This window comes from Vreelandella nanhaiensis, from assembly GCF_003990185.1.
Taxonomy (GTDB): Bacteria; Pseudomonadota; Gammaproteobacteria; order Pseudomonadales; family Halomonadaceae; genus Vreelandella; species Vreelandella nanhaiensis.
In genome coordinates, this window is sequence record NZ_RZHF01000006.1 from 156,679 (window position 1) to 183,523 (window position 26,845).

The 26,845-nt window shown below is 54.7% G+C and carries 27 protein-coding genes; 16 read left to right on the plus strand and 11 right to left on the minus strand.

The window, feature by feature from the left end; all coding sequences use genetic code 11:
* Window positions 1-38 precede the first annotated feature (38 nt).
* The 5 genes from ELY38_RS05990 to ELY38_RS06010 all read right to left on the minus strand — a co-directional run bounded on the left by ELY38_RS05990 (window position 39) and on the right by ELY38_RS06010 (window position 3,670).
* Window positions 39-212 carry a DUF1289 domain-containing protein gene (locus tag ELY38_RS05990; protein WP_127060597.1) on the minus strand — a complete coding sequence of 58 codons (174 nt, stop codon included), beginning with the start codon at window positions 210-212 and terminating at the stop codon, window positions 39-41.
* The gene (locus ELY38_RS05995) at window positions 212-577 is read right to left on the minus strand and encodes a hypothetical protein (protein WP_127060598.1); all 366 of its coding nucleotides are present in this window, start codon (window positions 575-577) and stop codon (window positions 212-214) included. Before ELY38_RS05995 ends, ELY38_RS05990 begins: the two co-directional genes overlap by 1 nt.
* A gap of 122 nt (window positions 578-699) precedes the next feature.
* Window positions 700-1,881 carry an MFS transporter gene (locus ELY38_RS06000; protein WP_127060599.1) on the minus strand — a complete coding sequence of 394 codons (1,182 nt, stop codon included), beginning with the start codon at window positions 1,879-1,881 and terminating at the stop codon, window positions 700-702.
* The gene (locus tag ELY38_RS06005; protein WP_127060748.1) at window positions 1,872-2,876 is read right to left on the minus strand and encodes a GlxA family transcriptional regulator; all 1,005 of its coding nucleotides are present in this window, start codon (window positions 2,874-2,876) and stop codon (window positions 1,872-1,874) included. Before ELY38_RS06005 ends, ELY38_RS06000 begins: the two co-directional genes overlap by 10 nt.
* A 110-nt stretch (window positions 2,877-2,986) precedes the next feature.
* A complete protein-coding gene (locus tag ELY38_RS06010; RefSeq protein WP_127060600.1) occupies window positions 2,987-3,670 on the minus strand; it encodes a GntR family transcriptional regulator in 684 nt (227 codons plus the stop codon).
* 154 nt (window positions 3,671-3,824) lie between these two features.
* Between ELY38_RS06010 and ELY38_RS06015 the strand changes: the two genes are divergently transcribed.
* From ELY38_RS06015 to ELY38_RS06035, 5 genes are all read left to right on the plus strand, one after another.
* Window positions 3,825-4,820, plus strand: a complete 996-nt coding sequence (locus ELY38_RS06015; RefSeq protein WP_127060601.1) for a TRAP transporter substrate-binding protein — start codon at window positions 3,825-3,827, stop codon at window positions 4,818-4,820.
* Window positions 4,821-4,908: 88 nt separating this feature from the next.
* Window positions 4,909-5,430, plus strand: a complete 522-nt coding sequence (locus ELY38_RS06020; protein ID WP_127060602.1) for a TRAP transporter small permease subunit — start codon at window positions 4,909-4,911, stop codon at window positions 5,428-5,430.
* A 2-nt stretch (window positions 5,431-5,432) separates the two neighbouring features.
* Entirely contained in the window at window positions 5,433-6,767 is a 1,335-nt protein-coding gene (locus ELY38_RS06025) for a TRAP transporter large permease (RefSeq protein WP_127060603.1), read from the plus strand.
* A gap of 11 nt (window positions 6,768-6,778) precedes the next feature.
* Window positions 6,779-8,131: a malonyl-CoA decarboxylase gene (locus tag ELY38_RS06030; RefSeq protein WP_127060604.1), complete on the plus strand. Its 1,353-nt coding sequence runs from the start codon at window positions 6,779-6,781 to the stop codon at window positions 8,129-8,131.
* A complete protein-coding gene (locus tag ELY38_RS06035) occupies window positions 8,128-9,651 on the plus strand; it encodes a malonate--CoA ligase (protein ID WP_127060605.1) in 1,524 nt (507 codons plus the stop codon). Before ELY38_RS06030 ends, ELY38_RS06035 begins: the two co-directional genes overlap by 4 nt.
* Before the next feature lie 11 nt (window positions 9,652-9,662).
* Here ELY38_RS06035 and ELY38_RS06040 read toward each other — a convergent pair whose 3' ends face one another.
* Window positions 9,663-10,283, minus strand: coding sequence for a cyclodeaminase/cyclohydrolase family protein (locus ELY38_RS06040; RefSeq protein WP_127060606.1), 621 nt, complete (start codon window positions 10,281-10,283; stop codon window positions 9,663-9,665).
* Window positions 10,284-10,655: 372 nt separating this feature from the next.
* Between ELY38_RS06040 and ELY38_RS06045 the strand changes: the two genes are divergently transcribed.
* From ELY38_RS06045 to ELY38_RS06075, 7 genes are all read left to right on the plus strand, one after another.
* On the plus strand, window positions 10,656-11,111 hold the full coding sequence (locus ELY38_RS06045; protein ID WP_127060607.1) for a DUF2170 family protein: 456 nt from the start codon (window positions 10,656-10,658) through the stop codon (window positions 11,109-11,111).
* Between the two features lie 23 nt (window positions 11,112-11,134).
* On the plus strand, window positions 11,135-11,830 hold the full coding sequence (locus ELY38_RS06050) for a PspA/IM30 family protein (protein ID WP_127060608.1): 696 nt from the start codon (window positions 11,135-11,137) through the stop codon (window positions 11,828-11,830).
* A gap of 48 nt (window positions 11,831-11,878) precedes the next feature.
* The gene (locus ELY38_RS06055) at window positions 11,879-12,958 is read left to right on the plus strand and encodes an ion channel (RefSeq protein WP_127060609.1); all 1,080 of its coding nucleotides are present in this window, start codon (window positions 11,879-11,881) and stop codon (window positions 12,956-12,958) included.
* Window positions 12,958-13,677: a DUF2491 family protein gene (locus ELY38_RS06060; RefSeq protein ID WP_127060610.1), complete on the plus strand. Its 720-nt coding sequence runs from the start codon at window positions 12,958-12,960 to the stop codon at window positions 13,675-13,677. Before ELY38_RS06055 ends, ELY38_RS06060 begins: the two co-directional genes overlap by 1 nt.
* Before the next feature lie 125 nt (window positions 13,678-13,802).
* Window positions 13,803-14,213, plus strand: coding sequence for a DUF350 domain-containing protein (locus tag ELY38_RS06065; protein WP_127060611.1), 411 nt, complete (start codon window positions 13,803-13,805; stop codon window positions 14,211-14,213).
* A gap of 11 nt (window positions 14,214-14,224) precedes the next feature.
* The gene (locus ELY38_RS06070) at window positions 14,225-14,839 is read left to right on the plus strand and encodes a DUF1190 domain-containing protein (protein ID WP_127060612.1); all 615 of its coding nucleotides are present in this window, start codon (window positions 14,225-14,227) and stop codon (window positions 14,837-14,839) included.
* An 18-nt stretch (window positions 14,840-14,857) separates the two neighbouring features.
* On the plus strand, window positions 14,858-16,024 hold the full coding sequence (locus ELY38_RS06075) for a glutathionylspermidine synthase family protein (RefSeq protein ID WP_127060613.1): 1,167 nt from the start codon (window positions 14,858-14,860) through the stop codon (window positions 16,022-16,024).
* Between the two features lie 24 nt (window positions 16,025-16,048).
* On the opposite strand, the gene ELY38_RS06080 is transcribed toward ELY38_RS06075, so the two are convergent.
* The 4 genes from ELY38_RS06080 to ELY38_RS06095 form a co-directional block, all read right to left on the minus strand.
* Window positions 16,049-16,981: a hypothetical protein gene (locus tag ELY38_RS06080; RefSeq protein ID WP_127060614.1), complete on the minus strand. Its 933-nt coding sequence runs from the start codon at window positions 16,979-16,981 to the stop codon at window positions 16,049-16,051.
* A 261-nt stretch (window positions 16,982-17,242) separates the two neighbouring features.
* Entirely contained in the window at window positions 17,243-18,448 is a 1,206-nt protein-coding gene (locus tag ELY38_RS06085) for a molybdopterin molybdotransferase MoeA (RefSeq protein ID WP_127060615.1), read from the minus strand.
* The gene (moaB, locus tag ELY38_RS06090) at window positions 18,441-18,959 is read right to left on the minus strand and encodes a molybdenum cofactor biosynthesis protein B (RefSeq protein WP_127060616.1); all 519 of its coding nucleotides are present in this window, start codon (window positions 18,957-18,959) and stop codon (window positions 18,441-18,443) included. Before moaB ends, ELY38_RS06085 begins: the two co-directional genes overlap by 8 nt.
* Window positions 18,960-18,963: 4 nt before the next feature.
* The gene (locus ELY38_RS06095; RefSeq protein ID WP_127060617.1) at window positions 18,964-19,290 is read right to left on the minus strand and encodes a DUF1244 domain-containing protein; all 327 of its coding nucleotides are present in this window, start codon (window positions 19,288-19,290) and stop codon (window positions 18,964-18,966) included.
* Window positions 19,291-19,546: 256 nt separating this feature from the next.
* On the opposite strand from ELY38_RS06095, the gene mobA reads away from it, so the two are divergent.
* The 4 genes from mobA to ELY38_RS06115 are packed head-to-tail and all read left to right on the plus strand — an operon-like array spanning window position 19,547 to window position 23,407.
* Window positions 19,547-20,149 carry a molybdenum cofactor guanylyltransferase MobA gene (gene mobA, locus ELY38_RS06100; RefSeq protein ID WP_127060618.1) on the plus strand — a complete coding sequence of 201 codons (603 nt, stop codon included), beginning with the start codon at window positions 19,547-19,549 and terminating at the stop codon, window positions 20,147-20,149.
* Entirely contained in the window at window positions 20,146-21,393 is a 1,248-nt protein-coding gene (gene moeA / locus ELY38_RS06105; RefSeq protein ID WP_127060619.1) for a molybdopterin molybdotransferase MoeA, read from the plus strand. Before mobA ends, moeA begins: the two co-directional genes overlap by 4 nt.
* Window positions 21,390-22,382 carry a GTP 3',8-cyclase MoaA gene (moaA, locus tag ELY38_RS06110; protein WP_127060620.1) on the plus strand — a complete coding sequence of 331 codons (993 nt, stop codon included), beginning with the start codon at window positions 21,390-21,392 and terminating at the stop codon, window positions 22,380-22,382. Before moeA ends, moaA begins: the two co-directional genes overlap by 4 nt.
* Before the next feature lie 2 nt (window positions 22,383-22,384).
* Window positions 22,385-23,407, plus strand: coding sequence for a CobW family GTP-binding protein (locus tag ELY38_RS06115; protein ID WP_127060621.1), 1,023 nt, complete (start codon window positions 22,385-22,387; stop codon window positions 23,405-23,407).
* A 5-nt stretch (window positions 23,408-23,412) separates the two neighbouring features.
* On the opposite strand, the gene ELY38_RS06120 is transcribed toward ELY38_RS06115, so the two are convergent.
* Complete coding sequence (locus ELY38_RS06120; protein ID WP_246009076.1) at window positions 23,413-26,346, minus strand: bifunctional diguanylate cyclase/phosphodiesterase; 2,934 nt, start codon at window positions 26,344-26,346, stop codon at window positions 23,413-23,415.
* Between the last annotated feature and the right edge of the window lie 499 nt (window positions 26,347-26,845).

Genomic DNA, 26,845 nt, shown 5'->3' on the forward strand with positions numbered 1-26,845 from the left:
CGCCGGCCAGGCTGCACTTTTGCCAAGTAGTCTACGCGCTACTTATTGAGCTTCTTGAGCCGCTGTTCGGCCCGTTTGATGGTGGAAATTTTTTCGGGCCGCTTCATGGATTTCCAGTGGCGAATCTCTTCGATGCTCCGCCCACAGCCAGTGCACATGCCGCCTTTCAACTGACAGGCGGATATGCAGGGGCTATCGATTTTCTGAGCCATCAATGCCTCGCTGTTCGTGAGCGCAATCGGCGCTGCCAATCACCGTCGTGGGCGCGCTTGCACGCCTGCTCACTATCGAAGTCGATATGATGTGTGACGCTATCAAGCGCCACGCCCGCCTCAGCCAGGGCGCTTGCCGTGAGTTCATACAGGCGCTGCTTGGCATCACCCTTAAGCGCTAAGGCTAGGTGGGCATCGGTATCAAATACCCAGATAACAACCAGGCTTTCGGGAAAGTGCTGGTAGTCCACACAGTGGGTTAGCCAGACGAACCCCGGCACGTCAGCCTTGGCCTGCTCGCAGGCATCGGTCAAAGAAGCCCCGAGCTGGCGCTCCATCTTGCCACGTTCTCGTTTAGCGATCATGCAAGCACCTGATTGAACAAAGAAATGAGTCTTTACAAAAACGCTATAACATTTTAAACATCAAGGCGTGCTTGGCTATTACTGGTAAGAATTAGCGAGAGACAACCCACCTCCCAAGGCAGCTACCCCTTCTGGCTGCGAGCCAGTGGATGGCTCGGCCAGCGCCGTTGCCATGCCAGTAGTAATACCGGCAGTAGCGAGACAGGAATCAGCAGCGCATTAAGCGTCGCCCAGCCTAGGGTATTGACCAACGGCCCCGCTAGCAGCGCCGTCAAGGCAACCGTACCGAACACGAGAAACTCGTTGGCCGCCTGGGTGCGTGCTTTATCCGCCGGTTGATAGCTTTGTGTCAACAAACCGGTGGCGGGCAGGAAGGTAAAATTCCAGCCAAGTCCCAGGAGTATCAGCGCAACGTTAAAGCCTGCAAACCCGGCATCGAACTGTGCGGCGACAGCGCTTGCGACCAGCAGCAAGCAGCCAGCACCAATCATGCCCGGGGCACCAAAGCGCGCCGTCAAATGGCCGGTAAAAAATGAGGGTAGGAACATGGCGACCACATGCCACTGAATGGTCGTGGCGACATGGTTAAAATCGTGCCCGGCCCCTGCCATCGCCAGCGGCGTCGCGGTCATTGCCAGATTCATCACTCCATAGCCAATCGCTGCTGAACTAACAGCGAGCAGGAAAATGGGCTGTCGCAGGATGACTGACAAGGGCTTCTTCTCACCTTCTACTGCTTCCACAAAGGCCACTGGCAACCGCGTACCTAGAAGTATGCCGAGTGCCAGTGCATAGAGTACGCCCAGCCCGACGAAACTGCCCAGAAACGGCGTCTCGCTTAGCTCGCGGCTAAAGCGGGCAAGCCAGGGGCCTGCAAACGCGGCCAGCACCCCGCCGCCCATCACTAAACCAATGGCTTTATCACGCAGGGCTTTAGGAGCTGCCTCGATGGCAGCAAAGCGGTAGAGCTGCCCAAAGCCGATGCCGATTCCAATCAGCCAGGTCGCCAACAAAAAAAGGCCAAAGCTCTGCTGGCGTAGCGCTAGAATGGCCACAGCTGTGCCTATTAAGCCAATAAGATTGCCCAGTACAAAGCCGCGTTTTCGACCCAGACGCCCCATGATCAGGGAGGCGGGAATGGTGGCACACATCAGCCCCAACCATTGGCTGGCCACCGGTGCGGTCGCCCAGTTGGCGGTAGGTGCCAGCGAGGCGCCGATCAGTGGCGATACAGCAATCAGCAGGATATTGCCGCTGACCAAGAGCGCCTGGCAAAGCGATAGCAGCGTGACGGTTAAGGGCATGATAATGGCTCCACAAGAGTAGGTATGGCTGCTGCGCCAAAGCGCTGACGATAAACGGAAGGAGAAACGCCGTAGTAACGCTGAAACTGGCGCCGCAACTGCTCGGCGCCGCCTAAGCGCCAGCGCTCGGCTAACCGTTCAAGCGATATCGCCTGACGCTCATCCAGCAGCGCCAGACGCGCCTGCTCCAGCCGTAACTGAGTCAAGTAAGTACCCGGCGTAGTGGTTAAGTAACGCTTGAACAAGCGAGTAAGATGACGCGGTGACACGGCCATGAGTGCTGCCATACTTTCCAGCGAATGTTCCCCACCGGGGTCGCCATGCAGATGATCCAGCAGACGGCGCAGCGGACCGGCATCTTGCTGGCAGCGCAGAATTTCACTGAACTGCGATTGCCCTCCTGGACGATGCAAAAACATCACCAATTCACGCGCCACCCGCCCGGCAAGGGCTGCGCCGTGGTCGGCTTCTACCAGCGAAAGTGCCAGATCAATACCTGCCGTTATCCCAGCGCTGGTATAGCGATCGCCACTCTGTATATACATCGCATCAGACTCAACGCTAAGCGCCGGATACTCCTCGGCAAGCTGGCTGGCATGACGCCAATGGGTGGTCACCCGCTGGCCATCCAACAGCCCAGCGGCGGCGAGTAAAAAAGCCCCCGAACAGATAGAGCCTAACCGGCGCACTTGAGGCGCTATCTCGCGCAAAAGCGCCAGTACGTGCTGGTCGTGGCGTTTATCCATAACGCCACTGCCGCCCGCAACCAGTAGCGTATCCAACGGCAGTAATTGGGGCATATCGGCATACATGTGGCTTGCATACACTGCCAGCTCACCGTTGGTCATCACCGGTCCTGGCACATCTGCTATCAGAGTTAACCGGTACAACGGTTCCGGGCTTAGCGCATTGGCGCTGGCAAAGACCTGCCAGGGGCCACTGACATCCAGCAGCTGGCAATCAGGGTAAGCCAATAAAGCAATATGGCGCGTCACGTTCTCTCTCCATGTCTCTTCAGCCCTTTTCTTCAGAGCATCGACCTTGAGAGTGTCTGCCGAGAACGGCAGGTCGGCAAGGACCATTACCCCACCGATACGGACATTGCCTAACCCGTTTGGCTGATGGGCGCTTCCATGCGGCGTACGCTGGCCACGAAGTCACTGAATCGCTCGCCCTGTATCAACACATGATCACACAGCGCCTGTTGGGCCAGCGCGGCGTCCCCCTGGGTAATGGCATCGACAATGGTTTGATGTTCGTTAAGTGAGTTATGCATCCGCTGGCGGACCTGCAGCTGCAAACGCCGATAGGGCTTTAAGCGTTGCTTTAGCTGACGGGCTTCGCTGGCCAGAAAGGTATTGTGGCTTGCCGCATAGATGCAGTCATGGAAGGCTTCATTTTCGTAGTAATACTCATCGGTATCACCCGCGAGTGCTGCCGCTTCACAGCGCTGATGAGCCGCCTGAAGTTCTGCCAGTTCCGGCTCGCTAATTCGTCGGGCTGCCAGTCGCCCGCACATGCCTTCAAGCTCAGCCATCACCTCAAACATCTCGATCAGCTGGTCGATGCCCACCTTGGCTACAAAGGTGCCCTTCTTTGGCGAAACGGTGACCAAGCCGCTGGCGACCAACTGCTGAAAGGCCTCGCGTACGGGCGTGCGTGAAACGTTGAATGTACGCCCCAACTCTTCGGGGTCCAGCCGCTCTCCCGGCAAGCGTCGTCCGTTGATAATATCGTCTTCAAGGGAGTCGCGAAGCTTCTGCGCGTTGGAACGTTTGGTATCGGCCATGCTTCACCTCCAAAAAGGCTCGCCATTATACTTATTGTTTGCTGCACTTATTTGACATTAGCACAGCAAACAACTATTGAAATATATATCAGATTTTCTGATGCACATAAAACGCTCTTCCAAACACACAACAACAAAGAGTTGGAGACGCCACATGCAACGCTACCTGTGTACTACCCTGACCGCTCTGGGCTTGGCCATTGCCGTTTCTCATGCCAGTGCCAATACCGTGCTCCGCGCTTCTCATCAGTTCCCCGGTGGGCAGGGCGATGTGCGCGACGAAATGGTACAAATGATGGCCCGCCACGTGGCTGAAGCGGATGTCGGCCTTACCATTGAAGTCTACCCTGGCCAGTCACTGTTCAAAGCCCGTGAGCAGTGGGGCGCGCTTACCCGTGGGCGCCTGGACATTACCTCGCTACCGCTGGATTACGCGAGCGGCCGCCACCCTGAGTTTTCAGCCACCCTGATGCCTGGCCTGGTACGTAACCAGGCGCACGCTCAGCGCCTTAACGACTCAGAATACATGGAGATGATTCATGCAGTGATTCTGGATGGGGGGGCCCGCGTTCTGGCCAATGCCTGGCTTTCAGGCGGCTTCGCATCCAGCGAGCAGTGCATTACCTCACCCGACACCGTATCAGGGCAAAACATTCGCGCAGCGGGCCCGGCGTTTGAAGAGATGCTGGAAGCCGCCGGCGCTTCCATTGCCTCCATGCCCTCCTCTGAAATTTACACCGCCATGCAAACCGGCGTACTGGACGCCGCTAACACCTCTTCCATGTCGTTTATCTCGTTTCGGCTTTACGAACAGGTTGAGTGCATGACCCAGCCAGGCGACTTCGCGCTGTGGTTCATGTATGAGCCGATCCTGATCTCCGAGCAGGTGTGGCAAGGTCTGAATGAAGAGCAGCAGACTGCGCTGATGGAAGCGGGTGAAGCTGCCGAGAAGTTCTTTGCCGAAGAAGCGGCGGCCATCGATCAGGAAATGGCCGATCTTTACCAAGAGAACGGCGTGGAGGTAGTCAGCATGAGCGAGGAGGATTACAACGCCTGGCTCGATATCGCGCGCGAAACCTCCTACAAGAACTTTGCCAATAACGTTCCCAATGGCCAGGCCATCATCGATGCGGCGCTAGCCGTCGAGTAAGCACTTACCCCAGCAACCTGTGGCCACTTGCCTGCATCAGGCGAGTGGCCAGGTTCGATTGACGTCTGCTTAGCTTGATGAGGGAACTATGGTCACTTCAACCACGCACCACCCTGCCGCTCGCGGTGGGGTTATCGGCAGCTACATCCGGCTAATGGACAGGCTTTCACGCCTGTTTGCCTACCTGGCCTGTGCTCTGTTTGTCGCGGGCGTCCTGGTGATTTGCCAGATGGTCTTTATTCGCTACTTACTAGGCATGAGCACCAGCTGGCAAACCGAATTCACCGTTTTCTCAGTGACGGGCGCCATGTTGATGGGTAGCCCTTACGTACTCATGACCGGCGGCCACGTCGCTATTACGATTGTTCCCGATGCGCTAGGCGGTATCGCTCGAAAAGCCATGCGCTTGGTGGCCTCGCTCTTTGGCCTGGGCTTCTGTGCGGTCCTCGCCTATGCCTCCTGGGTGTATGTACTTGAAGCCCTGCATGGCAACTGGACGACCGGCTCGGTATGGAACCCACCGCTTTGGCCCGCGCTTTTGCCCATGGCATTAGGTTCTTCGTTATTGGTACTGCAGTACGTGGCTGAAATCCTGCGCGGGGAGCACTGAATATGGACCCGATTACTTTAGGTATTATTGTCGCCATCGCACTGATTGCACTCATGGCTATCGGTACCCCTATCGCCTTTGCACTGGGGGGCGTATCACTTCTCGCGCTACTTTATGATCGTGGGCTTTCCGAACTTACCTATTTTGGTGAAACGTTTTTTGACCGCATTGCGGAATTTGGCTTTGTGGCAATCCCCATGTTCATCCTCATGGGCGCGGCAGTGGCGTCATCTCCCACTGGGCGCGATCTTTATCGCTCACTCGATTTATGGATGGGCCGCTTACCAGGTGGCCTGGCGGTATCCAATATTGGCGCCTGCTCCATTTTTGCCGCACTTTCCGGGTCGTCTCCGGCTACCTGTGCGGCTATTGGTAAAATGGGTATTCCTGAAATGCGTACACGCGGCTACCCCGATGGCGTGGCGGCGGGGTGTATTGCTGCCGGAGGTACCCTAGGCATTCTTATCCCACCTTCAGTCACCATGATCATCTACGGCATTTCCACCGAGACCTCTATCGGCCGGCTATTCATTGCAGGCGTGGTGCCGGGTTTTATGCTCGCAGGGCTATTTATGATCTGGACGATGATTGCCTGCAAGATGGCCGGTGGCTATAACAATCCGTTGGCAGAGTCTGCCGAGCGCCTAAAGCAGACGGTTAAACACAACGTAGATACCAATTTAAAGGCGTTAGTGCGCGTTCTGCCTTTTCTAGGCGTGGTGGCAGGTATTTTATTCGCGCTGTACGGCGGAGTGGCGACACCCTCGGAAGCGGCGGGCGTAGGCGCCTTCTTATGCTTGGCACTGGCCATTCTTATCTATAGCATGTGGCAGCTGGGCCCGATCAAACTGATCATGCGTGATTCATTGCGTGAAAGTGTGATGATCATGCTGGTTATCGCCACCGCTGAAGTGTTCGCCTACGCGCTCTCCTCCATGTTTATCACCCAAACCGTGGCCGCTGCCATTGCCGACCTGGAGGTAAACCGCTGGGTATTAATGGGGGTTATTAATCTCTTCTTGCTGGTGGCAGGCTTCTTCCTTCCGCCCGTTGCGGTCATCGTCATGACCGCACCAATTCTGCTGCCCATTATCATTGCTGCGGATTTTGACCCCTACTGGTTCGCCGTGATCCTGACCATCAATCTGGAAATTGGTCTGATCACCCCGCCCGTGGGCCTAAACCTGTTCATTATCAAAGGTATCGCACCGGATATTTCGCTGCGCGACATCTTGATGGGCAGCCTGCCCTACGCGCTATGCATGGTGTTGGGTATCTTGCTGCTGTGTCTCTTCCCAGGTATCGCGCTGTGGTTACCTAACTTGATAATGGGTTAAGGAGTGAGACCATGAACATGATGTTTTTGCAGGAACTTTTTAACAATATCACCCAGCGTGATGCGTTATTAAGGCGCCGAAACCCAGAGGCGCTTACCCCGGACCATGGTCATCTGGTGAGCGCCTGTCAGGCACTTTTGGCAAGCGACGGGGAAGCCTCTAGCATTGCCCTGGCAAGCCGGGCATTAGCTATCTACCAGCGCTTATCATCCGCTGAAAAGGCCAACTTTTTTGCGCGCCTGGCCAGCGACTTTGCCGCCGACGCCACGCAAATTGATGAAGCCTACGCGGCCTACTCTGAAGCCCGCGACAACTACACGTTACAAATCCTGTTTGATGCCTGCGAGCCGCGCCGCCAAGAGCTTTTTCGGCGTTTGAACCTGGCCCGCGATGGCACCTATGAGCTGGTCAAGATGCGTGAGGATCTGTTGGAATTACTCCGTGAGCAGCCTGAACTAGGGCCTATTGACGACGACTTTGCGCACCTTTTCAGCTCCTGGTTTAACCGCGGCTTTTTAATGCTTAAACGGATTGACTGGAACACTCCGGCCTCCGTGCTTGAGAAGATCATCCGCTATGAAGCGGTGCATGAAATTCAGGACTGGAACGATCTGCGCCGACGGCTTGATGCCCGCGACCGGCGCTGCTTTGCGTTCTTTCACCCGGCGATTGGCGATGAGCCGTTGATCTTTGTCGAAGTGGCCCTGCATAAAGGACTCCCGAGCCGTATTCAGCCTATTTTAGTGGGCGAAGAAAATGGTGATGATCCCGAAGATGACGATACAGCTGCCTTCTTTGGGATCAGCAACTGCCAAACCGGCCTGCGCGGCATTTCATTTGGTAACTTTCTGATCAAGCAGGTGGTGCAGGAGCTTTCACAGGAACTCCCTCAGCTCAAATACTTCGTAACGTTGTCGCCGGTACCTGGGTTTGCCCAGTGGCTCACCGAGCAGCGCGAGGATGAGCAGTGGCCCGAGGCCCTGCGTAATACGCTTGGTGAACTTGAAACGCCTGACTGGCATCACGATGCGGTACGCGAAGAGCGTTTGAAGACGATTATTCGCCCTCTGGCCGCCCGCTATCTGGTCGAAGCCAAAAATACTAAAGGCTTGCCTCTCAACCCCGTCGCCCGCTTTCACCTGGGCAACGGTGCTGAGCTGCATCGCATTAACTGGCTGGGCGATATCTCGTCGAAAGGCGTTAAGCAAGCGGCAGGACTGATGGTCAACTATCTGTATGTACTCGATGACATCGAACGCAATCACGAGAACTATACCGCCAAGGGCACCGTTGCCTGCTCAAATGAAGTGCGCGACCTTGCTCGTCGCGCCCGCAAGCTGGCCAAGGGAGAGACCGCTAAATGAACCACAACCTGTTTGAAACCTTTGCCGCCAAGATGCGCGAACGCGCTGACGCCAATTTTATCATTACCCGTGAGGGCCGCTATTACACATATCAGGATGCATTACGTATCAGCGCTGAACTGGCCGGCGCTCTTACCGAGCTGGGGGTGACCCAGGGCGCACGCGTCGCCGTACAGGTAAATAAAAGCCCTGAGGCTATCCTGCTTTATCTGGCCTGCTTACGCATTGGCGGCGTCTATCTGCCATTGAACACCGGCTATACCGGCGATGAAATCCGCTACTTTTTAAAAGACGCCGAGCCCGCGCTGTTTGTTTGCCAACCCAGGCTAGAAGATGAGGCGCAAGCACTTGCCGCTGAAACCGGCTGCCCGGCAGTGGCGACGCTCGGCACTGCCGATGACGGTAGCCTGATGGAAAAATCCCGCCGAGCGATACCTTGCGAGGGGATCGCCACTTTAGGTGAAAACGATCTGGCGGCTATTTTATATACCTCCGGCACTACCGGACGCTCTAAAGGCGCCATGCTGACCCACCGCAATCTAGCCTCCAATGCCGAAACGCTGGTGAAGGCGTGGCACTTCAGCGCCAATGATCGCTTGATTCACGCACTGCCTATTTTTCACACCCATGGGCTATTTGTTGCCTGCAATGTGATCTTGATGGCAGGTGCAAGCATGCTGTTTCTGCCCAAGTTTGATGTTGATGTGATCTTCTCGGAGCTGCCCAAGGGCAGCGTGCTGATGGGTGTGCCCACGTTCTATACCCGGCTGGTTCAGGATGAGCGTTTGACGCCGGAGGTGACGGCCCATATGCGTCTGTTCATCTCGGGTTCGGCTCCATTGACGTCTGAAACCCACGAAGCGTTTGAAGCCAAGACCGGCCATGCGATTCTTGAGCGCTACGGCATGACTGAAACCAATATGAATATCTCCAATCCCTATCAAGGGGAGCGTCGTGCAGGCACGGTGGGTATGCCGCTGCCCGGTGTGGATATCCGTATTACGGATCGTGAGTCAGGCCACGAAGTCGCCGAGGGTGACATCGGCATTCTTCAGGTTCGTGGACCTAACGTATTTATCGGCTATTGGCGGATGCCCGAGAAAACCCGTGAAGAGTTACTCGAAGACGGTTTTTTCATCACCGGCGATTTAGCGATGCGCGACGCCCAAGGCTACGTGCACATCGTGGGGCGTGATAAGGATCTGGTGATTTCCGGAGGGTATAACGTCTATCCCAAAGAAGTGGAGCAAATTATCGACGAGCTTGAACAGGTTGAAGAGTCTGCAGTGGTTGGCCTGCCTCACCCGGACCTTGGCGAAGGCGTGACCGCTGTCGTTGTTCTAAAGCAGGGCTGTCATGTAGATGAAGCGGCTATTATCGGCCACTTGCAGCAGCGCTTAGCCAAGTATAAACAGCCCAAGCAGGTATTTTTTGTCGAGGAGCTTCCTCGCAACACCATGGGCAAGGTACAGAAAAACGAATTGCGTAAGCGCTTTGCTGACACATATCGTTCAGCTTAAACTCGCCCCACCTACTGTGATATTCGAGCCACTAACACCGCCGCCTGCTGTTTGAGCTCATCGTGAGCCTCTTGAGCGCGGCGTTTTTCTGCTTCGCTGCCGAGTGAATCAATATTGGCAACCACGTTGAGCAGCACGCTACGCAGCGCCGCAGCGAGCAGCTCACCTCCGGCCTGGGTATCGCTGTTAAACTGGTTTTCACTATAGGACCCGGCACGCTCACCCAGGTTTAACGCTGCCTGGCAAAGCCGTGCCGTTTGTAGCGGCACGTCCACCGCCGTGGTGGCCGCGGCTTGAACCGCGGTGCGCCGGGCCGCTTTCTGTTTATCATTATGCTGGGGCATTTGTAACGCGGCCATCAGCTCTTCAAATGCCGCAACGTCTTTATCCGCCAGCGGGGCCAACTGGTGCTTTAGGCTTTCGCCCTCCGTGATCAATAAAGCCCGCGCCTCACTCGCCTCATGCTGCTGGCTTAAATGTAGACCTTTGAGTATCAACGCCAACCCCATGCTTGCGACCACACTTGAAGCACTGCCACATCCCGGCATCGGCTGGTGGGCAAGCGAGTCGCGAAAGCAGGTAAGGTCTTGTTGCCATATCGGGGCTGAATGCGGTGCTTTAGTGTTTTTCATGAAGGCTCACTCCGTTGATCCTGCTTCCCTGATATCGAACTCATGCTCGCCCAACGGGTCTTATGGCCGGGCATACCCTGCAATTAACGTCACATTGTGAAGGGCGCTGTCGCTAGTATGGCTTACGCTGGCCCGCTCTGCGTGATGACTATACGCGTTGAGACAGCATGTATCAGCAAAGCGCGTTAAGGCGGTACGTCGTGGTAGTGTATCTCCTGGGTTATTAAAACCATTACCGAGCGTAGGGTATTTCTCGTTATCTTTTATTAAGCGTAGCCCACTGTTTTAAATGGCAATGAGTCGTACTTCGCTAGAAGGTTATTTAGCGTCAGTGCTAAACTAAACTTCACTTTGCATAAGGAGCTTGCTGCTTTGACTACTCCACATGAAACGCGCGCCCTGTCTGCGTCCGAACTTTACCGCATTATTACCGATGCCCCGTCGCAACAGGATACCGACGGCCTTGAGTGGCCAGACGCCAATGTCAGCCTGGACGAAGCTAACCAGACGCTTATCTGGGAGCTTCACGATTACGGCAATTTAACCCTGACGCTATCCCGTAGCGACAACGAGTGGATTGCCATGACCGCCATTACCGCCGTCGAGAGCGTTTCTAACCCGACGGAACTCAACGAGGTTCTGCTGCGCCAGGGGCTGGCGCTCCCCTTGGCCTCAGTGGGTATTGTGACGATTGATGAGCGCGATTTTTACGTTGCTTACGGGCAGCTGTTTGGTGATTCAAAATTAGCCTCCATCTGTGCCGAACTGCATGCAACGGCAAGCGCCGCGATGGAAGTGGCAGGTCTAATTCAAGAACACTTTTCTTAATACGCTTCTCAGGAGCAACACTTATGCTAAGCAAAATCATGACCGCGTTACGCGGTAAAGCCAATGAAACCGGCCAAGCGGTCGTTGATTCACAGGCACTGCGTATTCTGGATCAGGAAATTCGTGATTCCGAGCATCACCTTAAACAGTCCAAGACAGAACTGGCGCGCTTGATGGGCCAGCGCCAGCTTAACAGCAATAAAGCCGATACCCTGGAAGGCAAGATCAGCGAGCTTGAGAAAAGCGCTGAAGCCGCGCTGGATAAAGGCGAAGAAGCCCTCGCCGTGGAAGTCGCTGAGCGCATGGTTGCCATGCAGGACGAACTTGACGCCGAGCGTAATATTGTCAGCGAATACGATGCCAGCATTGAAAACCTGCGTGGCGCCATTCGCAACACCGAAAACCAGCTGCGCCAGCTCAAGCAGCAGGTAAGCGTGGTGAAGGCGACGGAATCTGCTCAAAAGGCCCAGTCTGCCGTGGCAGCACGCCATTCCGGGCAAAATAGTGCCATGGGCAGTGCCATGGAGTCTCTTGAGCGCATTCGTGAGCGCCAGCAGCTCAACTCCGCTCAAATGCAGGCTGCAGAGCAAATGGCAGCCGAAGAGTCCGGTTCTTCCTTGGATGCACGTTTGAAAGCGGCCGGTATTGGCGCAAACGACCGCAAGGCTGAAGATGTGCTGGCCCGCCTGAAAGCCAAGAAGAACACCCCGCAAGCTTAAATAAAATAGTGCCCGCCGCCCGGCGGGCCTGTTCTCAAGGAGCGAGCAGTGCCTATTTTCTTGCGTCTTTTGAAGGCGCTTCAGGCCTCTACCATCAACGTTAGCTGGACCTTTCTGTTCTTGATGGTGATCGGGCATTCGGCGCTCTCCTGGGCGATCATGTCCTCTGCCGATGAAACGGTGGCTAGCTCCTTCAGGTTGTGGATGTATTTTTATGTCACCACGACCACCACGGTGGGCTATGGTGACTTTAGCCCTCAAACGCCGCTTGGCCAGTGGGTCGCCACACTTTGGGTAATCCCGGGCGGCATCATCTTGTTTGCGGCGTTTATCGGCAAGGCAACAGCCAATATCAGTTCAACATGGAGAACGCTGGTGCAGGGAAATGCGAACTACGACGGTCTTACCGGCCATACGCTCGTTATTGGTTGGCATGGAGAACCTACGGCCAATATCATTCGTATTCTTCAGGCAGACCCTAATCTGCCGGACGATATTGTGCTGTGCGTAGCGGCTGATATCGACAATCCCTTGCCCGGCAGTATCAAGTTCGTCAAAGGTGAGAGCTTCTCGGATGCTGAACTGCTAACCCGCGCGGGTATCAAGGGCGCCAGCCGTATCATTATCTACGATAAGGTGGATGAGCGCGTAGCAACCATCGCGCTGTCGGTATATGACCAAAAATCCCCGACTTGCCACATGGTCGCGCACTGCGATAACCCTTCTACCGCCAGTATGCTGCGCCGCACGCTGCCAGGTATTGAGTGCACCCAGGGGCTTTCCATCGAAATGCTGGTGCGCTCGGCAACCGATGCCGGAATCAGCCGCGTAGTCAACGAGTTGCTAGCGATTGGCCAGGGCGCTACCCAGTTTCAGGCCTGCTTGCCTGATGCCCTACCAAACGATGAAAGCGTGCGTTATGGCGACCTGCTGATGCTGGCCAAAGATCACTATAACGTAACGTTACTGGGCGTTTGGCGGCCAGCAAGTGACGAACACCAGCTGTTGAATCCACCCTCTGATTTCGCCGTGACCAAAGGCGATACTCTTTACTACATGGGTAGCCAGCGGCTGAGTAATGAAGAGCTTATCGGCCTGTTTCAGTCTGCCCTTGGGAGAGTTACCTGATGTTCAAGACCTTAAAAAGCCTGTTTGGCAACTCAAATGAAGAAGCCCAGGCACAAAGCACGTCAGCCTTTAGCGCTGGACTGCCCAACGGGATGTCACAAGAAGATTTCGAAGGTCTACGACTTGATGGGCGTGTCAAAATACAGCTGTCTGAGTTAAGTGCTTTTCCTGATACGCTTTTTGGCTGGGATAGTGAGACGTTTCATCACATTGCGGCCGTGGGGCATGTTGACCTGGGCCAGGGTGCTCATCTGGTGCGCTTTTATCTGGATAACGACACCTGGCTGCAGGCCAATGTCGAAAACCAGCGCGTGATTGAATACAAGCTGTTCGATTTTTATCGCGTCACCCATTTATCGGATGGGGAATTTGATGCACTGATCAACGCAGACGACAAGAAATCGGGCCAGTTGGGGGCACAGACCATTACCGTTGAAGCCACTGATGCGAGCGGGCGCGAATGCCAGTATCAGCGCGTATGGGGTGATGAGGCGAGCCTCTGGTCGCCGCCTGTTTTGCTTGAAGAGCAGGTAATGACTACAGAAAGCGTCATGACCCGCAGCGTTATCCATCACGCCATGCTCTACGAGCGCGCTATTGGTGGCACTGAGCGTATGGAATACGTGCTGTTAAATGCAGAAAACGACGGCGAAGGCGGTTTCATGCTAGTCCAGAATCTGGGGGTTGATGTTACCTCCGTGGACATTGATGCTATTTAAACGGCGCCAGCCATCTACACTGTTTAACAAGCGTTTCAGGCACGGTTTTACTCACAGGCTCTAGGCAGCGCTTTAACTACCACATTAACTACAATGTTTATTCTCAACCAAGGAAGACTCCACACATGCAGTATTTACATGGCCTCCCTCACTTTTTGGGTTATCTGATTGGCGCGCTGGTACTCCTCGTTGCGTTTATGTACTGCTATAGCAGGATTACGCCCCACCATGAATGGACGCTGATTCGTGAAGGTAACGCAGCGGCCGCCACCGCCTATGCAGGTTCGATCTTGGGTTTCACCCTGCCGCTTTACAGCGCCATGGCTAACTCGGTGAGTTTTATCGATTTTATCTTATGGGGCATCATCGCGTTTGGCGTACAGCTAGTAGCCTTCTTTGGGCTGAAAATGGTGCTGAAAAACCAGGGGGAAAGCCTGTCACTGCACATTACTGAGGGTCATGTGGCGTACGGTATTCTGGTCGGCAGCGTGTCCATTGCGGTAGGTCTGATTAACGCAGCCTCCATGACGTGGTAAGGAGTTCATCAATGGCAAATCACGATCAGACACCCCACCTCCCCCGCCGCAAGCGCAGCGCTCGCCTGTCGCTTGCGATGATGGGGGCTAGTGCCTTCGGTCTTACCGCCTGTGGTCAGCCGGAGCAGACCACTGATGTGAGCTTCGACAGCCCGCGCAGCTACCAGAGCGTGGATGAGTGCGTGGCAGCGGATGTCTATACCCGGAGCGCGTGCGAAGAGGCCTACGAAGCATCCATCAAGGAAGTCCCGCGGTTCAGCACACTTGAAGCCTGTGAAGCGGAACATGGTGAAGGCGCTTGCGTGGCACCCAATGAAGAACAGGCCCAGGCCGCCACCGGCAGCAGTAGCGGTAGCTGGTTCATGCCCGCCATGATGGGCTATATGGTGGGCAATATGATGTCGCGTTCAAGCGGCGGCGCCACTTCGCGTGGGCTCTACCAGGAGCCGGTGTATCGCAACCGTCAGAACCAGGGCAACTGGAACACGGCCACCAATCAGGCAAGCCAGCGTATCAATCAGCGTCAACAGAGCATGCGTACCTCGGCGATGCAAAACCGCCAGGCGGCCACTCAGCGCCGCGGCTTCGGTTCACGTTCATCTGCCCGCGGTGGCTGGGGTTCGTGATCAGCCCTGGATATTCACATGCTTAGAATCGACGTTGCCGAGCGCCCCAACTGGAAAACCCTGGCTCACGAGCTAGGGTTTCATTTTCATACCATTGAAGGCGAGCCTTACTGGAAGGAAAGCGCTTACTATCAGTTTACGCTTGATCAGATTGAACGGGATATCGAGGCGCCCACCGAAGAGCTTCATGAAATGTGCATGGAGCTTGTTGACCGGGTCTGCCACTCCAATGCGCTGATGCAACGCCTCGCGCTTCCTGAATTCATGTGGGACAGCATTCATGACTCGTGGGTGTCCGGCCAGCCACACCTTTACGGGCGCATGGACTTTGCCTATTCAGGCCAGGGTCATGCCAAGCTGCTTGAGCTGAACTACGATACGCCTACCTCGCTTTACGAAGCGGGCTTCTTTCAGTGGGTATGGCTTGAGCAGGCAATTCAACAAGGCATCATCCCGCGCCATGCCGACCAATATAATTCCATTCAAGAGCGCCTGATCAACGCAATGGCGCATATCGACGACCGCCTGGATGGCGCCGCGCTCTATTTCTCCTGTATCAAGAATAACCAGGAGGAGCGGGCAACCGTCCACTATTTGCAGGATGTCGCCGTTCAGGCTGGTTTGAAAGCGCCGTTTATCTATATGGAAGATATCGGTTGTCGCGCGGACAGTGACTATTTTGTCGACCTGGATAATCAGCCGATCAAAGCGCTGTTTAAGCTCTACCCGTGGGAGGAGCTTGCCGACGATGGCTTTGGCGACAAGATCCCCATTCTTGGTACCCACTGGTTTGAGCCACCTTGGAAGGCGATCTTGTCCAACAAGGGTATTCTGCCGCTGCTCTGGGAGCACTTTAAAGACCACCCCAACCTGCTTCCGGCCTACTTTGAAGAGCGCAACCCCGCGCCGCTTACTCCAGGCTGGGTACGCAAGCCCTTCTTTTCGCGCGAAGGCAGTAATATCGAGCTGTTAACGCCGGATGGGCAGCACGAGGCGGTAGACGGCCCCTATACCGATAGCCCTTGGATTCATCAGGCCTATCAGCCCATGCCTCGGTTTGGCCAGCACCATGCCCTGATTGGTAGCTGGGTGGTAGGTGATCGTGCATGCGGTATAGGCGTGCGCGAGGACGTAGGACGGATCACCAAGGACTCCTCCTGCTTTGTGCCTCACGCCATTGTTTAACGGTCAGGAAAACGCGGCAAGTATTTATGCTGCGTCGGCATTTTCGGCGACAAACTGCCCCGGACGTTCAAACAGCTGCTGCATGAAAATGCCATGAGTGACATCTGGTTCATGGCCCGTTGTGAAGTGACGTGCACCTACCCAATGAAGAGGCGCCCCAAGCGACGTCTCCTCAGGTACGCCATTGGCGGTGAGCTGAAGCAGCACATCGTCGCTCTCGGTAGGGTGCCAGTGCGTTAATAGCTCAAAGGGTGTTTCTTGAGAGGTTCGCATCGCCAGGATGCCAGTACTGGGCTGCCCATAAAGCTCGATGATCTGGGCAACGCCGTTAGCCAGCAACGCTTGATACGTTCGTTTATCCAGCGGGGTAGTCGTGACAGCGATAATATTGGCGGGTAACGATGGCAATCGCCCGGTCAGTTGGCCCCAGCGATCACTGCTGGTCACCACAATATCTCCCGCATTAAGCTCCCAAAGCGCATTGGCGTGATCAAACAGCGAACGCGTTTTAAAACCTGCTTCCTGGGGTAATAGCGCGCCTAGCATAAACCCAGATACGGTTTGCAGCGGCAGCCAACTTACCAGCGTACGGTTTGTCATTAGCGGCGAGTCAAATAGCGCCTTGAGTGCCGTAACTTCTTGGGCCAGCGTCTCGGCCCGGCGCCTATACGAGCGCTGCAACTGATGGTTAAAAGCCCCTGAAGAGACCGTATCGAACACGTTGAGGTGGCGAATGCAGGCCGCCTCACTCAACGCATTGGCCCACTCCTCCAACGTAATTGACTCATCAGTCAGAAGTGCGCCGTCGGTTAAACCGAAAAAATGCTGAACAGCTTGTCTAAGGCCGCTACGCTCGGGTGTACCTGCCGAGGGCAGCATATCGGTATGGGCGGGACAATGGTGCGATGCGATATCACGTAGCACATTTAACAACGTAGTGGGGGTAAGAGATAACATGCTGCTTCCTCAGCAAAAGATCGTCAGTTCCGTTGACGCTGAGGTTACGTTTATGTACTAGTTTTGTCAAAAAAAACATCGGCACTTACCGCCAAGCAATAATAATTATTTCAATTTAATTTCAATTAGTTATGAAAAAAAGAACCAATTTCTAGAAACCTCCCAACAATTAATAAATATTAAAATTCATTTTTTATAAATATTTGTATAAAAACTGACATATATTTGGGATACAGCGTTAATACAAAAAACAGGCAGCGCTTATGATGTTAGCCATAAACAGTTGATAACGTCGCCCTGGGCCACCTCATGGTAAGGGGGAATCACCGCTAACGCATCAGCCTTGATACACGATGAGAGCACACCGGAATTCTGGTCGGCAAAGGCGCTGGCTGTAACACCAGTTGGGGTAAAGCGAAGTGCCACGCGCATATAGTGCTGGCGCGGCCCGGTCGAGGTTGCAAACTCGGCCGTTGCCGCAAGCGCGGGTAGTGCCGCAAGCGTAGGACACCTCAAAAGGGCCCCCATCAGCGGGCGCAAAAAAAGCCACGCGCCGACAAACCCCGAGACGGGGTTACCCGGCAGACCGACAAAGCGTGCCTGGCTGCCATCAGCGCGAGGCAGACGGCCCAGCGCCAGAGGTTTGCCCGGACGAATCGCAAGCTTCCACATATCCAGTTGCCCAATTGCTTCCAAAGCCGCTTTGACATGGTCCTCTTCACCAACGCTTACCCCGCCGGTGCTCACTACCACATCGGCTTCGGCGGCCGCCTGGGTCAACAGTGCTAGCGTCTGGGCGAAGTCATCCGGCACGCTGATGACGCGAACCACCTCAGCGCCAAAATTCTCCAGCTGGCGCTTGAGCATCGGACGGTTGGAATTGTACAGCTGGCCCGGTTTTAACGGGGTGCCCGGCTCAACAATCTCGTCGCCCGTGGAAAGCAGCGCCACACGTGGCCGACGCCGCACACTGACATGCGTTATGCCCTGCCCCGCCAGATGGCCAAGCGCTGCAGCTTCCAAACGCTCGCCGGCCACCAGCAGCCGGTCCCCCTGACGGACATCGCGCCCCTTGCGCCGGACATTGTCGCCTTCGGGAATATCAGCGGGTATCAGCGCGCGCTCACCATCAGTATCGACACGCTCCTGCATCACCACGCAGTCGGCTCCGGGTGGAATCTCGCCACCCGTAAATATTCGCGCGCAGGTACCGCTTTCAAGCGGCTGGACCGAGTTGCCTGCGGCAATACGCTGGCTCACTGGCAACCACTTCCCGGCATCAGCGGCGCAAAGCGCATAGCCATCCATGGCGCTGTTATCAAATGGCGGCACATTGCATGTCGCCAGCACGTCTTCGGCCAGCACACGCCCTGCAGCTTCATTCAGCGTTGCTCGCTCGCTCTCTAGCGGTTTGACGCCCTCTAGTAGCGCGTCAAGCGCTGTTTCAATGGGTTGTAGATCAGCCATGCTGACCTCGGCCAGGGATGACCAAATTGGCGAAGTTGCAGGGCTTGTGTCGGCTATCCAGCTGTTCGGCCAGGATACCGTCCCAACCGGTGCGGCAGGCCCCTTTCGAACCGGGCAGGCAGAACACCACCGTGGCGTTAGCAAGCCCGCCCAGGCAACGGCTCTGAATGGTAGAGCTGCCAATTTCATCGCCGCTCAGGCGGCGGAAGTGCTCGCCAAACCCTTCGATACGCTTGTCCAACAGCACCGAAATCGCTTCCGGCGTAGAATCGCGCCCGGTAAAGCCGGTGCCGCCGGTGGTGATGACGACCTGTACGGCCGGATCGGCAATCCACCCGGCCACGACCGCACGAATCTGGTAAACATCGTCGGGCACGATACGCTTTTCAGCCAGTACGTGGCCCGCCTTGGTCAGCCGCTCGACGAGGGCTTGGCCACTGCGGTCCGTCTCTTCCGTCCGGGTATCAGAAATAGTGAGTACCGCGATGTTCAAGGGCACCATTGATTCCATGTCATTACCCTTTGGCTTTTTTCTTGGCTTGGCGAGCTTCCAGCGCGGCCAGCTGCTCAGGCGTTGCTTTTCCCTGATAGTGCTCTTTCCACTCGCTGTAGGGCATGCCGTAAACGTACTCTCGGGCGGCCTCATAATCCAGCGACTTACCGCGCTCTTCCGCCGCGCTTACCATCCACTTTGACAGGCAGTTACGGCAAAAGTCCGCCAGGATCATCAGATCGATATTCTGCACGTCCTTGTTGTCGTCCAGGTGGCTCAGCAAGCGCCGAAAGGCGGCAGCCTCAAGCTCAGTGCGGGTAGCCTGATCAAACTCGTTAAAATCTGACATTAGCGTTCCTTTCATTAAAAGTGACTGTAGTGCAGCATACCAAAAGACACCGCCTGCCGGCGCCGTCTACCTACATAGCGTAGCCAGTTGCATCGGCTGGTTAATGTCGGCCATGGCGTCCATCATCAATGATCTAACGCATAGACAAGTAAGGTACCTGGCCGCCATCATAGCGATAAGGGATCTACACTTAGAAGTGGAGAGGTTGATTGGCCAATCTTGTTAATCCTCGTCCATTGTTACAGGAGACATGCCGATGATCACGACCCAAGCGTTAACCGGCATGGTGCTTGCTGGCGGTGAAGGCCGCCGCATGGGCGGTCGCGATAAGGGCCTGGAGCCTTTTGCAGGACTACCCCTGTTTGCCCACACGGCGGCCAAACTGGAAGGGCAAGTGGCTGAACTGTTGATTAGCGCTAATCGTAATCTTGATGCCTACAGCATGTTTGGCCGTGTGATCAGTGATGTGGAAGCGGGCTTTCAGGGTCCTTTAATGGGTATTTATAGCGGGCTGCAAGCGGCGAACACACCGTGGCTGCTAGTGGTTCCTTGTGATACGCCACTTCTCCCAGACAACTTGGTTGCAAGGATGTGGGCAGGCATCCAAAACGCCGATATCGCAGTGGCTTTCGATGGTCAGCGCATTCATCCTACCGTAGCCTTGATACGCACGGCACTTGCCGATGATCTTCATGCGGCACTTAAAAGCGGTGAGCGCAAAATCCAGCGCTGGTACGAACGCCATTCACCCTGCCAAGTGGATATGTCCGATTGCCCTGATGCCTTTACCAACCTGAATACGCAAGAAGATAAGATCCGCCTGGAAGCGCAGCTCATGGCGCCCAAGGGGGCGCTGTGACGCTCTCCTGCTTTGAGCTTGGCGAACACATGCTAAGCGTGGAAGACGCTCGCCAGGCGTTATCCGCGCTGATTGAAAGGCCCTTGGCCAGTGAAGTTATTGATTTAAGCCAAGCGCATGGCCGACGCTTGGCCCAGAACGTTGTAGCGCCAATTAATGTCCCCCAAAACACCAATGCCGCGATGGATGGCGTGGCGCTTGCCTGGCCTGATACGCCTCAGCACCAATGGTCGCTTATCGGCAACTCGCTCGCCGGACGTCCCTTTGATGCACACGTACCGCCTGGGGCCTGCGTGCGCATCACCACCGGCGCCCCCCTACCGCCAGGTACCGATACGGTCATCATGCGCGAGCAGCTCACCGAGCATGCTCAGCATCTTTCAATCGACACACCTGAGGGGGTTAAGCGTGGCCAGAATGTGCGCAAGGCAGGGGAAGATATCGCCGCAGGCAGCCTGGCGCTGGCTAAGGGGAAACGTTTGGATGCCTCTGCCCTGGGTCTGCTCGCCTCACTAGGGGTGGCCAGCATCTCGGTCGTCAAGCAACCGACCGTCGCGCTGTTCTCCACGGGGGATGAAGTCACGGCCCCTGGCGAGCCCCTTGAAAGCGCCAGCATTTATGATGCCAATCGATTTACCCTGATGGGCTTATTAACCGAGCAGGGAGCGAAGTTTATCGACCTGGGCATTCTTCCGGATAATCCACAGGCCATAGAAGCGGCGCTCTCAGAGGCCGCCCAAGTGAGTGACCTGGTATTGACCAGTGGCGGCGTATCGGCAGGCCAGGCTGACTTTACCCGTGTGGCGCTTGAACAGTTGGGCCAGCTGGCTTTCTGGCGGGTAGCGTTACGCCCAGGACGCCCCTTGGCCTGCGGCTGGCTGGGCGAAACGCGCACTCCCTTTATGGGCTTGCCCGGTAATCCGGTGGCCGTCATGGTAACCTTTTACCAGTTTGTAGTACCGTTATTACGCCACCTGCAGGCATTGGCGATTACCCCGCCACCCAGGCTATACGCTGTCGCTGATGAAGCACTTAAGAGCCGCTACCAGCGCACCGACTTTTTGCGCGGCATTTATCATAGCGATGCACAGGGTGTACTCCACGTACGTACGACCGGTGCTCAGGGGTCAGGCATTTTAAGTTCGATGGTCGCGGCTAACTGTCTGATCGAACTACCCGAGGATCAGAATGGTGCACAAGCTGGCGAGATAGTCTGCATTCAACCACTTTTGAGATGGCAATGACCGAGCAACTGATAGATGACTTTGGTCGCCGTGTTAGCTACGTCCGCATCTCGGTGACCGACCGCTGTGATTTTCGCTGCGTGTACTGCATGAGCGAAGAGATGACCTTTCTTCCCCGTGCGCAGGTGCTCACGCTTGAAGAGATCAGCCAGATTGCCCGCGCGTTTACCGAGCTGGGCGTTGAAAAAATCCGCCTGACCGGTGGCGAGCCTCTGGTGCGCCGCGGCATAGAACAGCTGGTCGAGGAGATTGGCGCGCTGCCAGGGCTTGATGATTTCACCATGACCACCAATGGGGCAAACCTTCGCAAGCACGCTCAAAGGCTCTACAAAGGTGGACTGCGCCGGCTCAATATCAGCCTGGATTCTCTTGATCCCGAACGTTTCAGGCAACTTACGCGGACTGGAGACCTGGCCAAGGTAATTGATGGTATTCACGCAGCCCAGGAAGCCGGTTTCAAACGTATCAAGCTTAACGCGGTCATTTTAAAAGGCCGTAATGACGATGAAGTGCTGGACCTGGTCGATTTTGCGCGTAACGAAGGCCTGGATATCAGCTTTATCGAAGAGATGCCGCTTGGCGATGTGTCTGACCACTCCAGGGCTGAGACATTTTACTCAAGCGATGACGTGCAGGCGTTGATCGAAAAGCGCTACGCGCTAACAGCCACGAAGGAAACCACGCCAGGCCCATCACGCTATTTTAAAATGGCTGATAGTGACAGCCGGGTAGGCTTTATATCTCCCCATAGCCACAACTTTTGCGATACCTGCAATCGCGTGCGCGTTACCGTAGAAGGTCGTTTGCTGCTCTGCCTGGGCAACGAGCACTCGGTGGATCTGCGTGCCGTGCTGCGCCGTTACCCCAGTGATATGCAGCGACTCAAGCAAGCCATCGTCAATGCGCTACCGCTCAAGCCCGAGCGGCATCATTTCACTACTGACGGTGATATTCAGGTAGTACGTTTTATGAACATGACAGGGGGTTAGGCGTGCAAGCCTTGGCAAAAGTGCCAGTTCATATCATTACCGGCTTTCTGGGTAGCGGTAAAACCACGCTTATTCATAGCCTGATCAAGCAGAAGCCGGTGGATGAAAAATGGGCCGTGCTGGTCAACGAGTTTGGTCAGATCGGTATTGACCAGGCCATGTTCGATCAGCGTGACGATGTCGTGGTCAAGGGCCTGCCCGGCGGCTGCCTGTGTTGTCAGCTTGCGTTTGTGCTGCAGGCAGCGCTTGTGAACCTGCTTGCGCGAAGCAAGCCTGACCGCGTAATTATCGAACCCTCAGGCTTGGGACATCCGGCGGGCCTTCTCGATCTTTTACGCGGTGAGGCCTTTCATGAGGTGGTCGAGGTCCGTGATATTATTGCCACGCTGGACCCACGCCGCCTTGACGATGAGCGCGCACGGACCCATGAAACGTTTCAAGATCAGCTAGCCATTGCAGATGCTGTTGCGCTAACCATGCTTGATCAATCAACACCCGAGCAGCAGCAGGCGGCCCAGCAGTTTGCCCAAACGCTATGGCCACCACGCAAATGGATCGAGCCGGTGACTAACGGCGAGCTGGCCCTTGAACGCCTGACGGCCAGCGGCCATAGCCACGCCCGTGATCTGAACATGCCCAAAGCCCACCAGGCCCTGAGCACACTTCCCAGCATTGAAGGCAGCTTTTTCGATCTCCCACCGGCAAAAGGTACCCCACAAGAGGAAACCGGCACCTCGCTTGGCTACGTAAGTCTGGGGCTGCGCTGGCATCCTGAGGAGCGCTTTGACCTGGATAGTCTGGCGCATTATCTGGGTGGGCTTCCTGGCGATGCGCGTATTAAAGGTGTCTTTCATACCTCCAGTGGCTGGCAACGACTTAACCGTGCCGATGGGGCACTGGATATCGAAAGCAGCGCCTGGCGCCAGGATTCCCGCCTGGAAGTCATTATCCCAAACACACTGGCTGCTAACATGCCGGATACATCTACGCTGGCCGAACAGCTGGGGCATGCAGCGCTGCTGTAGCGCCGCTAGTGCTGGACTGAGACAAGCTGCTCTTCAAGGGCATCAACGGGAACCGGGCGGCCCGACAGATCCCCTTGATACGCGTGGCAACCATGTTCCAGGAGCCACGCTTTTTGGGCCTGCGTCTCCACCCCTTCGGCAATCACATCCAGGCCAAGGCTTTCGGCCAGTACAATCGTGCTCTCGACAATGGCCGCATTCGCGCTGCTGGTCAGTACCCGCTGCACAAAGGATTGGTCAATTTTGAGCTGATCCAGCGGCAACTGTGTCAGATACATCAGCGAAGAGTACCCGGTACCAAAGTCATCCAATGAAAAACGTACGCCCAACGCTTTCAGTTCAAGCATCTTGTCGCGTGCGTTATCTCGCGCCTCGACAAAAAGTGACTCTGTCACTTCAAGCTTCAGACGCTGAAGGGGCGCCTTTGTACGCTCGAAGATCGCCTTAATGCGCGTCACGAAATCGGCATCCTGAAACTGCAGCGGGCTTATGTTGACCGATACGGTCAGGTGGCAAAATTCTGGGTACTGGGCCCAGCGAGCTAGCTGATAACAGGCTTTTTCCAGCACCCATTCACCTACTTCGCTAATAAGGCCGGTACTTTCAAGCAGAGGTATAAACTCCCCAGGCGATACCAGCCCACGCTCAGGGTGCTGCCAACGCAATAGCGCTTCCACCCCCGTGGTTTTGCCGTCTACGTTCACTTGGGGCTGGTAGTAAAGCTGCCACTGTTTAAGCGCCAGCGCCTGGCGTAATTCGCGCTCCAAATGTATCGACGTTAACAGGGCTGCCTGGATGGCAGGATCAAAAAAGCAGAGCGTGTCCCGCCCTTTCACTTTGGCTTGAGAAAGGGCCATATCGGCTTGCTGCAGGTACCCTTCCTGATCAATATTTGAATCGCTTAGCAGTGTAATCCCGATACTGGCGCTGATGTTGATCGAATGGTTTATCAGCGCACTGGTACGTCGTATAACGGTCATCAGCTTGTGGGCAATACGTTCAGCCAATTGAGCGGCTTTTACCGGATCAGCGTTAAGTGAGGGCACCAGTACCGCAAACTCATCTCCACCCAAGCAGGCCAACGTATCACTTTCTCTTAACTGCTGAGCAAGCTGACTCGCGACACATTTCAACAAACGATCACCAAGCGGGTGACCATAGACATCATTGATCTGCTTAAAGTGATCAATATCGATAAACAACAGCGCGCCGTAGCTGCGGTAGCGTATAACCTCCTTGAGCGCTACTTCCAGGCGATCCATAAATAAACGGCGGTTAGCCAGCCCCGTTAAGGAATCATAAAACGCCAGTTGATGGATCTCTTGTTCGGCCGATTTCCGCTCGCTGATATCAATGACGGTGGCCACATAGTGGGTTAACTGATCATCGGCATTGGTAATCGAGCTAACTGCCACCCACCCTGGAAACGCTTCGCCATTTTTTCGCTGATTCCATACCTCGCCCTCCCACCGCCCATGTTTTTTTAAGCTGCGCCATAAATGACGGTAGAAACTAGCCCCCTGTTGTTCTGAGCTGAACATGTGCGGGTCATGGCCAATGACTTCCTCCTCGGTATAGCCGGTAATTAGAGTAAACATGGGATTGGCCTTGAGAATAAGACCATGGGCATCGGTGATGATGATACCCAAATGCGCTTGAAAGGCCGCGGCGGCAATATTCAGTTCCACTTCGTTCTGTTTGGCTTCGGTAATATCCCGCGCAACCAACAGCGTTCCCGAGAAACTGCCATCGGTATTTTCAAGGGGGCTAACAACTGCCTGAAAAAACAACTCTCCGCGGCGCACATTAAGCGGATATTCGATAGTGACGGCTTGCCGATACCACCTTACCTGTTCAAAAACAGCATCAAAGCGCTTGGCCAAAGCGTCGGGAAAAATTTCTGTATAATGCTTGCCTATCAGGCTCTCCTCGCCTTCCAGCATCATTTCTTTATGCAGTACATGCATATAGGTAATCTGATCTTGCGTATTAAAAACAAAGATCAAATCCTGGATGGAGTGAATAAGCGCCTGGAGATAGGCCTCGCCTGCCTGAGCCTGGGCACGCGCCTGTTCACGCTCGTCAAGACGTTTTTGCAATAACAGCTCTAGCTTTAAACGCTTGACGTAATGACGTACTCCCCAGCCGCCCAGTAAGACAATAGCGATTAACATCCCCAGCAAAATGGCGGCTCGCTGACGCCATTCTGCCAGCAGTTGCTCCATTTCCATGCCCGCCACGACCCATATCGGAAAATTATCAACGCGTTGGAGCCAAAAAAGTCGTTTGCGATGGTCCAGAAATGAACCCATCACGTTTGACCATGGACTCTGGCCATTATCCAAAATGCCCTGCGTAATAGGGTCAACCAATTGAGTGCCTGTTTGTGTGCGACCACCCAATTGGGAAATTCGGGCAATCAGCCTGAGCGTTGGATCAATCAGGGCAATACTTTCACCGTCTTGAACCTGCATTCGGTTAATCGTATCGACAAATACTTGCGGTGCTATGCGCACCAGCGCTACGCCTGTAAAATTCCCCTCTTGATCGTCTAAACGTAGCGCATGGTGCAGAAAATACGCCTGATCCTCGTCGGACCAGTAAAGCGGCGTTACGATTTCTTGCTGCTGGTTACTGCTAAGGGCGGTAAAAAAATCTGTATTGCTTAAATCTCTACCCTGGTAGCTGCTATTACCACTGCTGACCAAGACATTGCCCTGACTATCCAGCAGGCTAATTTCCTGGATCAACGGTGCATAGCGATGGCGATCACTCAGCTCCACTGCCACGGACATCGCCGTCTCCTCGTCAGGCATGCCTTGAATATCAATAAGCTCAGAAATACTTAGAAGTACCTGATTACTTTGTGAGAAAACGCTTTTCGCCCACTCAACGATAGTACTTGCCCGTGCGGCACTATAGGATTTGGCAGATCTCATTTCCTGTTGATGCTGTTCATAGAGAAACCAGCCGAAAAGGCTACAGAGCAGGAAAGAAGTGATAATATAAAGAAAGTAAACATTACGCCGCTGGCGGCGGAAGGAAGCATACACATATCTTTCATTCTTTTTATCCCTATTATACTTAACCAATACATTGGCGGCGGGCATAGTGCATTGACCTTAAATAAAAAATAAAAAAAGAAACCAATTAAACCGGCGCAATACGCTTCTAAGCAACAGCTGTCTGAGCTACTTTAACAATCTGGCGGGTAAGATAACGGCAATTTCTTTTTGTTCCGTGAATTTATAACGATCAGGCTGGATATTTATTTTTATCATTTCAAGGCTAACCTTTATAATGACCTTATTAATAAAAAATATATCTCATTCATATGCTTAATATCCATAACAAATATTTACGATACACTATAAAGCTGGCTGTTCAATAATATTCCATGCCCGGCTTTATAAGATTCATGTTAAATACTATTTAAAT

Excerpts from the sequence above, each read along its gene's own strand:
- ELY38_RS05990 (WP_127060597.1), bottom strand. The coding sequence starts at position 212 with ATGGCTCAGAAAATCGATAGCCCCTGCATATCCGCCTGTCAGTTGAAA.
- ELY38_RS05995 (WP_127060598.1), bottom strand. The coding sequence starts at position 577 with ATGATCGCTAAACGAGAACGTGGCAAGATGGAGCGCCAGCTCGGGGCT.
- ELY38_RS06000 (WP_127060599.1), bottom strand. The coding sequence starts at position 1,881 with ATGCCCTTAACCGTCACGCTGCTATCGCTTTGCCAGGCGCTCTTGGTC.
- ELY38_RS06010 (WP_127060600.1), bottom strand. The coding sequence starts at position 3,670 with ATGGCCGATACCAAACGTTCCAACGCGCAGAAGCTTCGCGACTCCCTT.
- ELY38_RS06015 (WP_127060601.1), top strand. The coding sequence starts at position 3,825 with ATGCAACGCTACCTGTGTACTACCCTGACCGCTCTGGGCTTGGCCATT.
- ELY38_RS06020 (WP_127060602.1), top strand. The coding sequence starts at position 4,909 with ATGGTCACTTCAACCACGCACCACCCTGCCGCTCGCGGTGGGGTTATC.
- ELY38_RS06025 (WP_127060603.1), top strand. The coding sequence starts at position 5,433 with ATGGACCCGATTACTTTAGGTATTATTGTCGCCATCGCACTGATTGCA.
- ELY38_RS06030 (WP_127060604.1), top strand. The coding sequence starts at position 6,779 with ATGAACATGATGTTTTTGCAGGAACTTTTTAACAATATCACCCAGCGT.
- ELY38_RS06035 (WP_127060605.1), top strand. The coding sequence starts at position 8,128 with ATGAACCACAACCTGTTTGAAACCTTTGCCGCCAAGATGCGCGAACGC.
- ELY38_RS06040 (WP_127060606.1), bottom strand. The coding sequence starts at position 10,283 with ATGAAAAACACTAAAGCACCGCATTCAGCCCCGATATGGCAACAAGAC.
- ELY38_RS06050 (WP_127060608.1), top strand. The coding sequence starts at position 11,135 with ATGCTAAGCAAAATCATGACCGCGTTACGCGGTAAAGCCAATGAAACC.
- ELY38_RS06060 (WP_127060610.1), top strand. The coding sequence starts at position 12,958 with ATGTTCAAGACCTTAAAAAGCCTGTTTGGCAACTCAAATGAAGAAGCC.
- ELY38_RS06065 (WP_127060611.1), top strand. The coding sequence starts at position 13,803 with ATGCAGTATTTACATGGCCTCCCTCACTTTTTGGGTTATCTGATTGGC.
- ELY38_RS06070 (WP_127060612.1), top strand. The coding sequence starts at position 14,225 with ATGGCAAATCACGATCAGACACCCCACCTCCCCCGCCGCAAGCGCAGC.
- ELY38_RS06075 (WP_127060613.1), top strand. The coding sequence starts at position 14,858 with ATGCTTAGAATCGACGTTGCCGAGCGCCCCAACTGGAAAACCCTGGCT.
- ELY38_RS06080 (WP_127060614.1), bottom strand. The coding sequence starts at position 16,981 with ATGTTATCTCTTACCCCCACTACGTTGTTAAATGTGCTACGTGATATC.
- ELY38_RS06085 (WP_127060615.1), bottom strand. The coding sequence starts at position 18,448 with ATGGCTGATCTACAACCCATTGAAACAGCGCTTGACGCGCTACTAGAG.
- moaB (WP_127060616.1), bottom strand. The coding sequence starts at position 18,959 with ATGGAATCAATGGTGCCCTTGAACATCGCGGTACTCACTATTTCTGAT.
- ELY38_RS06095 (WP_127060617.1), bottom strand. The coding sequence starts at position 19,290 with ATGTCAGATTTTAACGAGTTTGATCAGGCTACCCGCACTGAGCTTGAG.
- mobA (WP_127060618.1), top strand. The coding sequence starts at position 19,547 with ATGATCACGACCCAAGCGTTAACCGGCATGGTGCTTGCTGGCGGTGAA.
- moaA (WP_127060620.1), top strand. The coding sequence starts at position 21,390 with ATGACCGAGCAACTGATAGATGACTTTGGTCGCCGTGTTAGCTACGTC.
- ELY38_RS06120 (WP_246009076.1), bottom strand. The coding sequence starts at position 26,346 with ATGAGATCTGCCAAATCCTATAGTGCCGCACGGGCAAGTACTATCGTT.